The sequence below is a fragment of the Streptomyces sp. NPDC003036 genome, assembly GCF_040611175.1.
GTDB lineage: Bacteria > Actinomycetota > Actinomycetes > Streptomycetales > Streptomycetaceae > Streptomyces.
In genome coordinates, this window is record NZ_JBEXNO010000010.1 from 85,899 (window position 1) to 100,263 (window position 14,365).

The following is a 14,365-nucleotide window of genomic DNA, read 5'->3' on the forward strand; positions in this document are numbered from 1 at the left end:
ACGCCCGCACCGGCCAGGACCAGCGGAAACGCCTCCTCCGCCTCCCGCCCGGCGCCCGACCGTCAGCCACTCGTCACGCTGAGTGAAGTGGCCGATGGGTGTCGGTATCGGGTTGCATGGAGGCATGGAAACCCTGGAGCTCCGCGCCGAAGCCGATGCCATCCTCGCCGAGCTGGTCGGCGCCCCGGAGGGGTCGGCGAGGCTCCGGGAGGACCAGTGGCAGGCCGTGGCGGCCCTGGTGCGGGAGCGCCGGCGTGCGCTGGTGGTGCAGCGCACCGGCTGGGGCAAGTCGGCGGTGTACTTCGTGGCCACCGCGCTGCTGCGGCGGCGCGGCTCCGGTCCGACGGTGATCGTCTCGCCGCTGCTGGCGCTGATGCGCAACCAGGTCGAGTCGGCGGCACGGGCCGGCATCCGGGCGCGCACGATCAACTCGGCCAACCCGGAGGAGTGGGGCGCCATCTACGAGGAGGTCGAGCGCGGCGAGACCGACGTCCTGCTCGTCAGCCCCGAGCGCCTCAACTCCGTGGACTTCCGCGAGCAGGTGCTGCCCAAGCTCGCGGCCTCCACCGGTCTGCTCGTCGTCGACGAGGCGCACTGCATCTCCGACTGGGGCCACGACTTCCGGCCCGACTACCGCAGGTTGCGGGCCATGCTCGCCGACCTCGCCCCCGGGGTGCCGGTGCTCGCCACCACCGCGACCGCGAACGCCCGCGTGACGGCCGACGTGGCCGAGCAGCTGGGCACCGGCGCCGGCGAGGCCCTCGTGCTGCGCGGCTCCCTGGAGCGGGAAAGCCTGCGGCTGGGTGTCGTCCAGCTGCCCGACGCCGCGCACCGCCTGGCCTGGCTCGCCGAGCATCTGGACGAGCTGCCGGGCTCCGGGATCATCTACACCCTGACCGTCGCGGCGGCCGAGGAGGCCACCGTCTTCCTGCGCCAGCGCGGCTTCCCGGTGGCCCCCTACACGGGGCGCACGGAGAACGCCGACCGCCTGCAGGCCGAGACGGACCTCCTGGAGAACCGGGTCAAGGCGCTCGTGGCGACGTCCGCGCTCGGCATGGGCTTCGACAAGCCGGACCTGGGCTTCGTCGTCCACCTCGGGGCGCCGTCCTCGCCGATCGCGTACTACCAGCAGGTCGGCCGGGCAGGGCGCGGCGTGGAGCACGCCGATGTGCTGATGCTGCCGGGCAAGGAGGACCAGGCCATCTGGCGCTACTTCGCCGATACGGCCTTCCCGCCCGAGGCGCAGGTCCGCCAGACCCTCGCCGCCCTCGCCGAGGCGGGACGGCCGCTGTCCGTGCCGGCCCTGGAGGCGGTGGTGGACCTGCGGCGCACCCGGCTGGAGACGATGCTCAAGGTCCTCGACGTGGACGGGGCCGTCAAGCGGGTCAAGGGCGGCTGGGAGTCCACCGGGCGGCCCTGGACGTACGACACGGAGCGGTACGCGTGGGTGGCGCGGCAGCGGGCGGCCGAGCAGCAGGCCATGCGCGACTACGTGACCACCTCCGCGTGCCGGATGGAGTTCCTGCGCCGGCAGCTGGACGACGAGGACGCGGCTCCCTGCGGCCGCTGCGACAACTGCGCGGGCCCCTGGCTCGACTCCGCCGTCTCGGCGGAGGCGCTGACCGGGGCGGCGAAGGAGCTGGACCGCCCGGGCGTGGAGGTCGAGCCGCGCCGGATGTGGCCGACGGGGATGCCCGCACTGGGCATCGACCTCAAGGGGCGCATCCCGGCCGGCGAGCAGTGCTCCACCGGGCGCGCCCTGGGGCGGCTGTCGGACATCGGCTGGGGCAACCGGCTGCGCCCGCTGCTCGCCGAGAACGCGCCCGACGGGCCGGTCCCCGACGACGTCCTGCGGGCCGCCGTGGCCGTCCTCGCCGACTGGGCGCGCTCACCGGGCGGCTGGGCGCCGAACGCCCCGGACGCCACCGCCCGGCCCGTGGGGATCGTGTCCGTACCGTCCCTCACCCGGCCGCGGCTGGTCGGCTCGCTCGCCGAGGGGATCGCGGCCATCGGCCGCCTCCCGTACCTCGGCACCCTGACGTACACCGGGCCGGACGGCGCGCACGCGGCGCGCCGCAGCAACTCCGCCCAGCGCCTGCGGGCGCTGTCCGGCGCCTTCACGGTCTCGGAGGAGCTGGCCGACGCTCTGCGGCGCGCTCCGGGACCCGTCGTGCTCGTCGACGACTACACCGACTCCGGCTGGACCCTCGCCGTCGCCGCCCGCCTCCTGCGCCGGGCGGGCTGCGAGCGGGTCCTTCCGCTGGTCCTCGCCGCGGCGGGCTGAGCGGGGCCCGCGACACCCCCCTGGATCAGACCTGGAGCAGCCGGCCCGCCTCGCGGGTGATGCGGATGGCGTCGACGCGGTTGCGGGCCTTCAGCTTCATCACGACGGTCGTCAGGTAGTTCCGTACGGTCCCGGTGGACAGGTGGAGCTGCCCGGCGATCTCGGCGGCCTCCGAGCCCTGGGCGGCGATGCGCAGCACCTTGGTCCCGACGAGCCCGGTCAGCAGGGTGGTCTGGGCAAGGTAGACGCTGTCGACCACCGGCCGCGTGGCGCAGGGACTGGAAGGCGTCGAGCGCGCGCCAGGGCTGCCCGGCCCGGTACAGGGCGGTCATCAGCCGGGCGGACAGGGTCTCGTGAATGGGCTGCCGGCTCACGAGCATGCGCGGCTCGCCGATGATTTCCGCGTGCCGGCCGAGCCGGAGGTCGGCGTCGAGGCGCATCTCCAGCGCCCAGGCACGCTCCTCCTGCATGCCGATGACCTCCGTGCCGAGGATCTCCCCGGCGGGGACGTCGGTGAGGGCCGGACCGCGCCAGAGGCCCAGGCGCGTCCCAGGTGATCGGACGCCTTTCCGGGGTCGTTCTCGGCCAGGGAGCGGTTGCCCTGACGGACCAGCTGCTGGAATTCCTGAAGGTCGAGGAGAACTTCTCCGGAGCGAGCCGGTAACCGCCGTAACAGGTTTCCAGCACGTCTTTGGCGCTGCGGCCCGCTTGCTCCACACCGGCTTCGGTCAGTTTCCGCCGCAACTCCAGGATGTAGGTCTGGAGCGTGGCGGCGGCGCTCCGTGGAATCGCGTCGCCCCACAACTCGGCCATGAGCGTTTCCATTTGTACGACACGGCCCGCCCGAATGGCGAGCAGCGCGAGGATCTTGTCGGGGTTTTCCAGCGGTCGGCACAATCGACATGTTGTGCATGCGTGCTTCGAGCGGTGTCCAGGAGGGTCACTCCGAGGTCGAGAGCCCGGTGCAGCGTCGTGATCGACTGCGCGTCGTCGGTGGCGCCGTAGCCGTGGCTCATGCCCATGCAACCCAGGCCCTGCGCGGAGACCCTCAGTTCGCCTAGTGGGGGGTTGGGGGAGCGGGGGGCAGCGGGTGAACGCGTGGGACGCGTAGAGCGTCGCGGCCGGGTCGAAGGCGAGGGCTATGTGGGGGGCGATGGAGTTGACGTCCCGCCAGATCGGCTGGAGGGAGCCGTCGGTGCTGTACCCGGAGGTCCCGGCGGTGGCGAACATCCGGTTGACGGCGTTCACCAGGAGCTCGGTCGACATCGCGTAGTCGCGCACGTTGCGGGCCGTTTCCTCGGCCGTGACCCGCGCGCCCCCGTCCGCGACGCGCGCGGCCCGCTCCAGCAGCCAGTGGCGACGTCGATGTCGGCGGCGCTGCGGGTCAGGACCGCTTCGTAGGTGGACCGGGCGGGGCCGGGCACCCCCGGGCGGCCGGCGCCGCGCCCCAGCCGCTCCGCGGTGTCCCCGGTCCACAGCGCGAGTGCGTCGCGGGCGGCGCCCAGGGCGATCGGGGCGCACGACAGCCCGTTGACGGCCTGGATCGGCACGGTGTGGCAGTCGGCCGACAAGGCCGCCGACTGCCCGTCGAAGAGCCGCTGCCGGTCGATGCTGCGTGACTCGGGTACGAACACGTCGTCGGCGACCAGTGAGTTGCTGCCGGTGCCGCGCATGTCGGAGCCGGTCCAGGTGTCCTTGATCACGTACTCGGTACGCAGGAGTGCGAACAGCCGCGCGGGCGGCGGCCCGCCCTGCGGTTCCCCGTTCCGCGGGACGACGGCGCACACCACGGCCCAGTCGGAGTAGTCGACGCCGCTGATGTACGCCCACGAACCGGACACCCGCCAGCCGCCCGCCACGGGCGTGGCCCGGCCGATGGGGAAGAGGGAGCCGACCACGAAGGTGTCGGGCCCGGCGCCCCAGATGTCCGCGTGCGCCTCCTGGGGCAGACAGGCGGCCATCCGGGCCAGGCTCGACGCGACCGAGGCGCACCACGCGGTGGCCGCGCAGCCCTCGGCCACGGTCGCGACCGCTTCGGTGAACTCCTCGGACGTCCCCTCGGCGCCGTCCTGCGCGGCCGGCACGAAGTGCCGTGCGAATCCCGTCCGGAGCGTCCGCTCGACCACGTCGGGAGTCAGGCGGCGCTGGCTCTCAGCGTCCTGGGCACGGTGACGGGCCAGTTCGGCCAGTTCCGCCGACCGAGAGACGAGCCCGGTCCTCTGGGGAGCCTGTGTATCCATGCTGCCTCCTTCTCGACGCCGATGATCGGAGCGGGCACAGCCCGGTGGACCACCGCTCGGATCGGCCTCGAGCCGTCCGCGGCACCATCCGACCTTCGTACCAGCGGGGCACCGGCGGAGCGAGTGGACCGGCCGGGCTGTGGACAACGGCGACCGGCGGTTATCCACAGGGGTCGACGGGTGACGGTGATCGCGGGACCGTCGTGACCATGAACAAGCACCACGACACGACCGGCCCCTCCGACGACCGACAGCAGATCACCCTGCGCGGTCCCGCCGAACTCGCCGACGCCCTGCCCTACATGCTCGGTTACCACCCGACCGACTCGGTGGTCCTCGTCGCCCTCCACGGCGACCGGGGCCGCTTCGGCGGCCGCGTGAGGACGGGCATTCCCCGCTCGCCCCGGGAGTGGCCGCCGATCGCCGAGCAGCTCGCCGAGAGCCTGATCGAAGGGTGCGAGCGGCACGGCTCACGCCCCGACGGCATCGTCGTCTTCCTCTGCCAGGACCCGGAGGAGGGCGAGACGGGCCTGCGCGTCATGGAGCGCCTGCGCCCGCTCGCCCAACGGCTGCGCACCGCCTGCGGCGCGCTCGACGTGCCGGTGTACGAAGCGCTGTGCATCTCCGACGGCCGCTTCTGGTCGTACTGCTGCCCCGACTCCCGCTGCTGCCCGCCCGAGGGGAACGTCCTCGCCCTGCCCGGTACGACCGTGATGGCGGCCGCCGCGGCGTACGCGGGGATCCAGGTGCGCGGATCGCTGCGGGACCTGGAGGCGCGGCTGCTGCCCGGGCGCCCCGGCCTGCCGGGGGACGCGGGCGAGCAGGGGCGGGCGCTGGACATCGCGAGCGGGGAGCTCGTGCCCAGGATCCTGGACGAGGCGCAGTGCGAGGAGGTGCGCACCGAGACGCTCGGGCTGGCCCACCGGCTCATGCGGCGGCTCGAGGAGAGGCCACCGGCGCCGGAGCCGGCGGCGGCCGACGCCCACGACGACGCGCTGATCGCGCACGACGAGGCCGCCGCGCTGATCATCGGCCTCCAGGACCGGATCACCCGGGACCGGGCCGCGGAGTGGATGGAGGGCGCGGAGGCGCACCAGGCGCTGCGGCTCTGGCGCGCACTCGCCCGCCGCTGCGTCGGGGCCTACGCCGAGCACGCCGCCGCACCGCTGACCCTCGCGGGCTGGGTCGCCTGGTCCACCGGCGACGAGCCGAGCGCACGCGTCGCCCTGGGGCTCGCGCTCCACGCCGACCCCGAGTACGTCTTCGCCCGGCTGCTCCACCAGGCCTGCAACGAAGGGCTCGACCCGGAGTCCCTGCGCACCTGCCTGCGCCAGGAGCGTGACGCACGCGCGGCCGCCGCCCCGCGAACGGCTTCCGCGCCCGTCGAGGCCGCGGACGAGCGCCCTGCGCGCCGGCGGACCCGGACCCGGACCCGGACCCGGACCCGGATCCGGACCGGGGCCGGGGCCGGGGCCGGGACGGGGGCTCGGACCCGGGCCCGTGGGGTACGGGCGCCGGGCCTCGCGAAGCCCGCGCCCGCGCGCGGCTCGCGGCGCGGTGCGCAGCGCGACGGCGACAGGAGCGAGCCATGACGGCCGTGACCGGTGACCGGGGGCGGGCGTTCACCACTTCGGCGGAGTCGTATGACCCGTGCCGCCGTACCTCCAGCGGCTGTCCGGAGCGCACAGAAGGCTCAGCAGACCACCCATGGACCGTCCCGTCCCGCACCGACCTCCCGTCGCCCAGCCCGGGCAGACGTCCGCCGCCGACCCCCGCCCGCCGGGCCCAGGCCCGGGGAACCCGGGCGAACTGCCGCCCGTGCACCACACCCTCCTCTGCGTCGCCCTGCCCCACTTCACGGTGTCGGCCCCCCACGGCCAGCTCACCGGCGAGGGACTGGAAGGCGTCTACCAGTCGGGCCGCCGGCTCCTGTCCCACTGCCGTCTCCGCGTGGGCGGCCGGGAGCCGGTCGCCGTCCACGGCGCACTCGCCGGCGCGGACGAGGCCCGGTTCATCGCCGTCGTCCGCACGCCGGCGGACCTTGGCCCCGACCCCGGGCTCCGCGTGGAGCGCTCCCGCCACGCCGGGGGCACCGAACGCATCACCTTCCGCAGCTCGCTCGGCCGACTCGTCCGCGTGCCCGTCGACATCGCCCTCGGTACCGATCTGGCCCACCTCGGCGCCGTGGCGGCCGGCCGGCCCGGACCGGCGCTGCGGGCCGCCGTTCACGACGCGGGGATACGCTGGTCCGCCCTGGACGGCACGTACGCGACCGTCACCGCCGACCCGCCACCCGAGGACGCCCTGGCCTCCGCCGGGCTGCTCCGCTGGGAGTTCGCCCTCCAGCCCGGCGAGGCCCGCACGATCGAGCTGCGGGTCCGTTCCGGGCGGCCCGTCCGTCCGGTGGGCCGGACCAGCGGCGGCCCTTTCCTGCCCGAGGCCCGCGCCGAAGGCGACGACCCACGGGTGGAGAGGCTGCTGCGCACCGCGCTCGACGATCTACGGGCGCTGCTGCTGCGCGACCCCGCCCACCCCGGGGACCTCCACCCGGCGGCGGGCGTGCCCTGGCGCTGCGGGCTCGCCCCGGCCGAGGCCCTGTGGGCGGTCAGGATGGCGCTCCCCCTGGGCACCCGGCTCGCCGCCGCCACCCTGCGCACCGTCGCCCGCACCCAGCTCACCGGCGGCGAGCCCGGAGCGGGCCGCATCCCCGGCCCGCTCAGGGACGCCGGTCCTCATCTCCCGCCCGCCTGCACCGGCGTCGAGGCGACCCTGGCCTTCCCGGCCGTCCTCGCCGAGGCCCGGCGCTGGGGGCTGCCCGACCGGGAGCTCGCCGCGTTGCTGCCGGCCGCCGAGCGCTGCCTGGACTGGCTGCGCACCACCGCCGGTGACGGCGGACTGCTCGCGGAGCCGGGCACCGCCGGGCTGCGGCGCGCCGAGACCCAGGCGCACGCGCACCGGGCCGCGCTGCTCGGCGCCGACCTCCTGGACGCCTGCGGCCGCCCCGGCGCGGACGCCTGGCGCGACTGGGCGGCGGCCCTGCGCGCGCGCTTCCGCGAGGAGTTCTGGCTCGATGACCACGGTGGCGGCCGCCCCGCGGCCGCCGTCACCCTGGACGGCAGACCGCTGCGCCACCTCGGAGCGGGCGCGGCGCACCTCCTGGACACCGGACTGCTGGGCGGCGGGCAGCTCGCCGAGGGCCTGCTGGACAAGGGCCAGACCGAGCAGCTCGCCAGGCTGCTCGGCGGACCCGCCCTCGACTGCGGCTGGGGCCTGCGCGGCCTCGGCTCCAAGGAGCCGGGCCACAACCCCTTCGGCCATCGCTCCGGGGCGGTACGGGTGCACGAGACCGCCGTCGCCGTCGCGGGCCTCGCCGCCGCCGGGTACGACAAGGAGGCCGCGTCCCTGCTGCGCGGACTGCTCGACGCCGCCGAGGCGTTCGCGTACCGGCTGCCCGAGATGTACGCGGGCCTGCAGCGCACGGCGGACAGCACACCCGTCGCGCACCCGGCCGCCTGCCGCCCCGCCGCCGTGGCCTCGGCCGCCGCCGTGCTGGTGCTCACCACGCTGGCGGGGATCCGGCCCGACGTCCCGGGCGGGACGGTGGCCCTGCACCCCGTGCGCGGCGTGCCGCTGGGAGCGGTCCGCCTCTCCGCGCTGTGCGTCGCGGGCGAGCCGTTCGCGGTACGGATCAGCAGAATGGGGCTCGGCATGGTCGAGGAAGCCGCCTCCGGGCTTCAATTGGGGGTGTGAGCAGCGTGCGAGAAGGGGCCACGGCGGAGCTCCGGGGGCGTGCTTATCGTCAGGAAGACGACTATGATCGCGCCATGTCGCCCTACGACCCGTCGGCCTTTCCCCCCTTCGCCGTGACCGTCGACCTGGTCGTGCTCACCGTGCGCCGCCACGCGCTGTGCGCGCTGGTCGTCCGCCGCGGAGAGCCACCGTTCCAGGGGCGCTGGGCCCTGCCCGGAGGGTTCGTGAGGTCCGAGGAGGATCTCGGCGCGGCTGCGGCGCGCGAGCTCGCCGAGGAGACGGGACTCTGCGCGCACGAACCCGGTACGCCGCTCCCGGCCGAGGGGAACGGCGCCCATCTGGAACAGCTCGCCACGTACGGAGACCCCAAGCGCGACCCCCGCATGAGGGTCGTCAGCGTCGCCCACCTCGTCCTCGCGCCCGATCTGCCCGCGCCCCGCGCGGGCGGTGACGCCCACAGCGCCCGCTGGGCCCCGGTCGAGGAGCTCCTCCAGGCGCCGGGCCCGGGGCGCGACGACGAGCAGCCCGCCCCGCTCGCCTTCGACCACGCCCGGATCCTCGCCGACGGTGTGGAGCGCGCCCGCTCCAAGATCGAGTACTCGTCGCTCGCCACCGCCTTCTGCCCGCCCGAGTTCACGGTCGGCGAGCTGAGGCGGGTCTACGAAGCGGTCTGGGGCGTCGCCCTCGATCCCCGCAACTTCCATCGCAAGGTCACCGGTACGCCGGGCTTCCTGGTTCCGTCCGGCGGCACCACCACCCGGCAGGGCGGCCGGCCCGCCCAGCTCTTCCGGGCCAGCGGCGCCACCCTGCTCAACCCGCCGATGCTGCGCCCCGAGGTCTGACACACCCGGGGCCGCGCGCCCTCAACCCTGCACAAAAAGTCCGAAATGTCGCGTTATCTTGTCGCGGTACCCGACCTGCCGCCGAGCGGTCTCATCTACCGCGGGAGAAGCGATGCTCCAGGCAATCGGACTGACCAGCACACCCCGCCGGGGCCGTGAGCCCGCCGTGCGCGACCTCACCTTCGAGGCCCGGCCCGGCGCGGTCACCGCGCTCCTCGGCGCCCCCGGATCCGGCAAGACCACCGCCCTGCGGCTCATGCTCGAACTCGAACCGGGCCGTGGCATCACGTACTTCCGCGGCCGCCCCCTGCATCGCATCGCCCACCCCGCCCGCGAGGTCGGCGTCCTCCTCGCCGCCGTACCGGGCCATCCGGCCCGTACCGTACGCGGTCAGCTCCGGATGCTCTGCGCGGCCGCGGGAGTTCCCGTGACGCGCGCCGACGAGGTGCTCGAGGCCGTCGGCCTCGCCGAGCTCCACGACCAGCGCCTGGGCACCCTCTCCACCGGCATGGAGCGCCGACTCGGCCTCGCCGCCGCCCTGTTGGGCGACCCGCACGCCCTCCTGCTCGACCAGCCCGCCACCGGACTGTCACCGCGCGAGGCCGCCTGGCTGCACGCCCTCCTCCGGACCCACGCCGACCGGGGCGGCACCGTCCTGTGCACCACCGACGACGCCAAGGAAGCCGCCCGCGTCGCCGACCACGTCGTCGCCATCGACGAAGGCCGGCTGATCGCCGACCAGGACGCCGCCGCCTTCGCCCGCACCCGGCTGCGCCCCCGCGTCGCCGTCCGCACCCCGCACGCCGCCCGCCTGGCCGCCGTCGTCACCCGCGAGGCCCGCGCCGCCCAGCGCTCGGTCGAGGTCGTCACCGAGAACGGCAACCGCCTGAGCGTCTACGGCAGCAGCTGCGCCGAGATCGGCGAGACCGCCTTCCGGCACGGCGTCCTGCTCCACCAACTCGCCGACGAGTCCGGCGACACGGGCCCGCGCCCGGAGCCGGAATCGGACCCGGAACCGACCGCCGAGCCCGCCCCCGAAGCTCCGGCCGCCCTGGTTCCGGCCGGAGCCGAGCCGACGGGGGAGAGGGGCGCGCAGGCAGAGGCCCTGCCGCCGCCGCTGCGCCCCAAGCCCGTACGCAGCCCGCTCCACCCGCTCCGCTACGAGCTGCGCCGACTGCTCGGCGTGCCCGCCACCCCGCTGATCACGGCCGCCGTCCTCGTCGCCTCCGCCGCCATCGCCGTCCTCCTCGCCCGCACCGGCCGCACGCCCCTGCCCGCCGTCATCGCCGCCTGGCCCGGCCTCCTGCCGCTGCCGCCGGCCGCCCTGGGCGCCGGGCTGCTCGGCGCCCTCTCGTTCGGCGACGAGTTCCGCTACCCCGTGCTCTCCTCGGGCCGGGGCCCCGTCCCGCGCCGCCTCGGCCTCCTGGCCGCCAAAATGGCCGTGACCGCCGCCACCGCCCTGCTCCTCGCCCTCCTCGTCGCCGTCGCGGACCTCGAGGCGCTGCGCGTCGTGTACGGCGGACACTTGATCCCTGTACCGGAGAACTGGCCCTCGCTATGCGCGAGTTGGGCAGGCCTCGCGGTCGGGTGCGCCTGGGCCGGCCTGCTCGGCGCCGGGGTGTTCCGGGCGACCGGCGCCGGCATGGCGGCCGTGCTCGCGGTGCCCGTCCTCATGGTTCCGCTGGTACGGAAAGCACTGATGGGCCCGTCCGTGCGTTCGATCGCGGGCCTGCCCGGCAGGTTGCGCGAACTGAGCTGGACGCACTGGCCCTATGAGGCCGACCGCTGGCTCATGGGTGCGGTGCACGTCGTAGCCCAACCCGTCGGCGCCGCACTGGTGTTGTCGCTGACCGCTCTGATCTGTGCCTATCTGCTCACCGGGCTGCGCCGCCGCGCCCGTTGGTGACCGCGCGGTGACCGAAGTGCTTCGAACGGTCATAACTCCCTTGGAAATTGCCCGCTTCCTTCCGATAAGGCGTCAATTGGGCAGCGAGCGCCGATCACCCTTTCGTGTGCTTTTCACCAAAGACCTCAAGGGCCGTGGAAGCGACGCCGACAAAGGATGCGTGAGTACCCTTGCGCACACCATGATGACCGCCACCCGCCCCGTCGAGACCGGCCTCGCGGCCCCGGGTGGACTGGACCGCTATCCCTACGCGGAGACGCCCGGCGTCGCCGATCGTGTCGGGCCTCCCGCATGGGAGAGCGCCGATACGGAGTTGGGTCGGGTCGGCCGGCGGGCGGCGGGCAGCCGCGGCCGCGGGCTGCACGGCCAACTCGTCCAGCAGCTCGGCCAGATGATCGTCTCCGGCGACCTGGGCGCCGACCGCCCGCTCGTCCCCGAGGAGATCGGTCAGCGCTTCGAGGTCTCCCGTACCGTCGTCCGGGAGTCCCTGCGCGTCCTGGAGGCCAAGGGCCTGGTGAGCGCGCGCCCCAACGTCGGCACCCGGGTCCGGCCGGTCAGCGACTGGAACCTCCTGGATCCGGACATCATCGAGTGGCGGGCGTTCGGGCCGCAGCGCGAGGACCAGCGCCGCGAGCTCGGCGAGCTGCGGTGGACCATCGAGCCGCTGGCCGCGCGTCTCGCCGCCGGGCACGGCCGCGAGGACATTCAGCAGCGCCTCGGGGACATGGTCGAGATCATGGGCCATGCGTTTGCGCAGGGTGACGTGATCACGTTCTCCCGCGCCGACGCGGAGTTCCACTCCCTGCTGATCCAGGTCGCCGGCAACCGGATGCTGGAGCACCTCTCCGGCATCGTCTCCGCCGCCCTCCAGGTCTCCGGATCGCCGACGATCAGCTGCGACCGCCCCAGCGAGACCTGCGTCGCCCACCACGCGCGCATCGTCGACGCCCTGGCCGCGGGCGACGGGCAGGCCGCCGAGGCGGCGATGCGGCAACTGCTGACGATCCACCCCGAAGTGGAACGAGTCGTTCCCGCTCCGCGCGAGCACTGAGCCGCCGCTGTCGCACCGTCGGCGGCTGCGTACGTACGGGCACGGCGGGGGCCGCGGGTGCGGCCCTGTCGCCGAGCCCGAGCCGAGTCCGGCCCGTGCCCAGCCCATGCCCGGCCCGAGCCCTGCGCGGGCCCTGCGCGGGCCCTGGGCGGGCCGGCCGCCGGGCGACGCGGCCCCGGGCGCCCAGCCCGCCCGGCGCCCCAGCTCCGACGCCCCAGCGCCCCGGCCCTGCGCCTCGGGCGCCCCGGCCGTCCGGGAGGCATCCGCGGCCCTTGCGGCAGCGCACCGGGCCGATCGGGCCCCTGGCCGACGTAAACCTCCCGTGCGCGGAGCCCGCCCCCCGGCCTGACACGCGTCCTCGCGCCTCTGCCGCACGCGAATAGGGGGGAAATCTGCCCATCCACGCCCTTTGGTCATATCTGGGGTGTGACTCGGGCCACGTGAAACGGGCGTAACGCTCCTCGAAGCCCTGCGATGACCTAAGAGGTGACAGCCGAGGAGGGAATACAGCCGCCGCTCATGGCGCTGTGCAGCTCCGAGGTTCCCCCACCCGCGTCGTCGGCACATTCCCAGCCGGCGGTCGTCGGCTCCGGCCCGATCATGGGCGGGGCCGGAAGCCGTTTCCATCGTTCCGAGAGGTTGTTCGTGTCGGCCAGCACATCCCGTACGCTCCCGCCGGAGATCGCCGAGTCCGAGTCTGTGATGGCGCTCATCGAGCGGGGAAAGGCTGATGGGCAGATCGCCGGCGATGACGTGCGTCGGGCCTTCGAGGCTGACCAGATTCCGCCAACCCAGTGGAAGAATGTTCTGCGCAGCCTCAATCAGATCCTCGAGGAAGAGGGTGTGACGCTGATGGTCAGTGCAGCGGAGTCGCCGAAGCGCGCCCGCAAGAGCGTCGCAGCGAAGAGCCCGGCGAAGCGCACCGCCACCAAGACCGTCACCGCCAAGACGACCGTGACGAAGCCCGTCACGGCCGCCGCGGCCCCGGCGGCCCAGGGCACGGAAGCCGCGGCCGACGAGGCCGGCGGCACCGCCAAGAAGGCGGCCGCGAAGAAGACCGCCGCCAAGAAGACGGCGGTGAAGAAGACCGCCGCCGCCAAGAAGACCACGGCCAAGAAGACCGCGGCCAAGAAGGACCCCGACGAGATCATCGAGGGCGAAGAGCTGCTCGACGACGTCGCCCCCGGCAAGGGCGAGGAGGACGAGACCGACGGCGAGGCCAAGGGCTTCGTCCTCTCCGACGAGGACGAGGACGACGCGCCGGCGCAGCAGGTGGCCGTCGCCGGTGCCACCGCCGACCCGGTCAAGGACTACCTCAAGCAGATCGGCAAGGTCCCGCTGCTCAACGCCGAGCAGGAGGTCGAGCTCGCCAAGCGCATCGAGGCGGGCCTGTTCGCCGAGGACAAGCTGGCGAACTCCGACAAGCTGGCGCCGAAGCTCAAGCGCGAGCTGGAGATCATCGCCGAGGACGGGCGCCGCGCCAAGAACCACCTGCTGGAGGCCAACCTCCGCCTCGTGGTCTCGCTGGCCAAGCGCTACACCGGCCGCGGCATGCTCTTCCTCGACCTGATCCAGGAGGGCAACCTGGGTCTGATCCGCGCGGTCGAGAAGTTCGACTACACCAAGGGCTACAAGTTCTCCACGTACGCCACCTGGTGGATCCGTCAGGCGATCACCCGCGCCATGGCCGACCAGGCCCGCACCATCCGTATCCCGGTGCACATGGTCGAGGTCATCAACAAGCTCGCGCGCGTCCAGCGCCAGATGCTCCAGGACCTGGGCCGCGAGCCCACCCCGGAGGAGCTGGCCAAGGAGCTCGACATGACCCCCGAGAAGGTCATCGAGGTCCAGAAGTACGGCCGCGAGCCCATCTCGCTGCACACCCCGCTCGGCGAGGACGGCGACAGCGAGTTCGGTGACCTGATCGAGGACTCCGAGGCGGTCGTCCCGGCCGACGCGGTCAGCTTCACGCTCCTGCAGGAGCAGCTGCACTCCGTGCTCGACACGCTCTCCGAGCGTGAGGCGGGCGTGGTGTCCATGCGCTTCGGCCTCACCGACGGGCAGCCGAAGACGCTGGACGAGATCGGCAAGGTCTACGGCGTGACCCGTGAGCGGATCCGCCAGATCGAGTCCAAGACCATGTCGAAGCTGCGTCACCCGTCGCGCTCGCAGGTGCTCCGGGATTACCTGGACTGATGCTCTGAGCTGGTACGACACACGTCGCGAGGGCCCGGTCTCCCGAAGGGGAGCCGGGCCCTCCGGCGTGTGAGCGGGTGCGGCCGGGGCCGGCGT

At 74.1% G+C, this 14,365-nt stretch carries 7 protein-coding genes and 5 pseudogenes; 7 read left to right on the forward strand and 5 right to left on the reverse strand.

What is annotated here, in order from left to right:
• Positions 1 to 124: 124 nt before the first annotated feature.
• Complete coding sequence (locus ABZX67_RS10020) at positions 125 to 2,284, forward strand: RecQ family ATP-dependent DNA helicase (protein WP_355356802.1); 2,160 nt, start codon at positions 125 to 127, stop codon at positions 2,282 to 2,284.
• 25 nt (positions 2,285 to 2,309) lie between these two features.
• On the opposite strand, the pseudogene ABZX67_RS10025 reads toward ABZX67_RS10020, so the two are convergent.
• From ABZX67_RS10025 to ABZX67_RS10045, 5 pseudogenes are all read right to left on the reverse strand, one after another.
• Positions 2,310 to 2,489, reverse strand: a pseudogene (locus ABZX67_RS10025) (helix-turn-helix transcriptional regulator); the annotation flags it as partial.
• 121 nt (positions 2,490 to 2,610) lie between these two features.
• A pseudogene (locus tag ABZX67_RS10030) lies at positions 2,611 to 2,826 on the reverse strand (BTAD domain-containing putative transcriptional regulator); the annotation flags it as partial.
• A 235-nt stretch (positions 2,827 to 3,061) separates the two neighbouring features.
• A pseudogene (locus ABZX67_RS10035) lies at positions 3,062 to 3,109 on the reverse strand (hypothetical protein); the annotation flags it as partial.
• Positions 3,110 to 3,207: 98 nt separating this feature from the next.
• A pseudogene (locus ABZX67_RS10040) lies at positions 3,208 to 3,336 on the reverse strand (aldo/keto reductase); the annotation flags it as partial.
• A 142-nt stretch (positions 3,337 to 3,478) separates the two neighbouring features.
• Positions 3,479 to 4,279: pseudogene (locus ABZX67_RS10045) on the reverse strand (hypothetical protein); the annotation flags it as partial.
• Between the two features lie 454 nt (positions 4,280 to 4,733).
• Here ABZX67_RS10045 and ABZX67_RS10050 point away from each other — a divergent pair.
• The 6 genes from ABZX67_RS10050 to ABZX67_RS10075 all read left to right on the forward strand — a co-directional run bounded on the left by ABZX67_RS10050 (position 4,734) and on the right by ABZX67_RS10075 (position 14,269).
• The gene (locus ABZX67_RS10050; protein ID WP_355356804.1) at positions 4,734 to 6,116 is read left to right on the forward strand and encodes a DUF4192 domain-containing protein; all 1,383 of its coding nucleotides are present in this window, start codon (positions 4,734 to 4,736) and stop codon (positions 6,114 to 6,116) included.
• A gap of 115 nt (positions 6,117 to 6,231) precedes the next feature.
• Positions 6,232 to 8,274: a glycogen debranching N-terminal domain-containing protein gene (locus tag ABZX67_RS10055; protein WP_355356806.1), complete on the forward strand. Its 2,043-nt coding sequence runs from the start codon at positions 6,232 to 6,234 to the stop codon at positions 8,272 to 8,274.
• A 74-nt stretch (positions 8,275 to 8,348) separates the two neighbouring features.
• Positions 8,349 to 9,116: an NUDIX domain-containing protein gene (locus ABZX67_RS10060; protein ID WP_355356808.1), complete on the forward strand. Its 768-nt coding sequence runs from the start codon at positions 8,349 to 8,351 to the stop codon at positions 9,114 to 9,116.
• A 112-nt stretch (positions 9,117 to 9,228) separates the two neighbouring features.
• Positions 9,229 to 11,022: an ATP-binding cassette domain-containing protein gene (locus ABZX67_RS10065; protein WP_355356810.1), complete on the forward strand. Its 1,794-nt coding sequence runs from the start codon at positions 9,229 to 9,231 to the stop codon at positions 11,020 to 11,022.
• A gap of 160 nt (positions 11,023 to 11,182) precedes the next feature.
• Positions 11,183 to 12,073 carry a FadR/GntR family transcriptional regulator gene (locus tag ABZX67_RS10070; RefSeq protein ID WP_355356812.1) on the forward strand — a complete coding sequence of 297 codons (891 nt, stop codon included), beginning with the start codon at positions 11,183 to 11,185 and terminating at the stop codon, positions 12,071 to 12,073.
• A gap of 645 nt (positions 12,074 to 12,718) precedes the next feature.
• Complete coding sequence (locus ABZX67_RS10075) at positions 12,719 to 14,269, forward strand: RNA polymerase sigma factor (RefSeq protein ID WP_355356814.1); 1,551 nt, start codon at positions 12,719 to 12,721, stop codon at positions 14,267 to 14,269.
• The last annotated feature ends 96 nt before the right edge of the window (positions 14,270 to 14,365 follow it).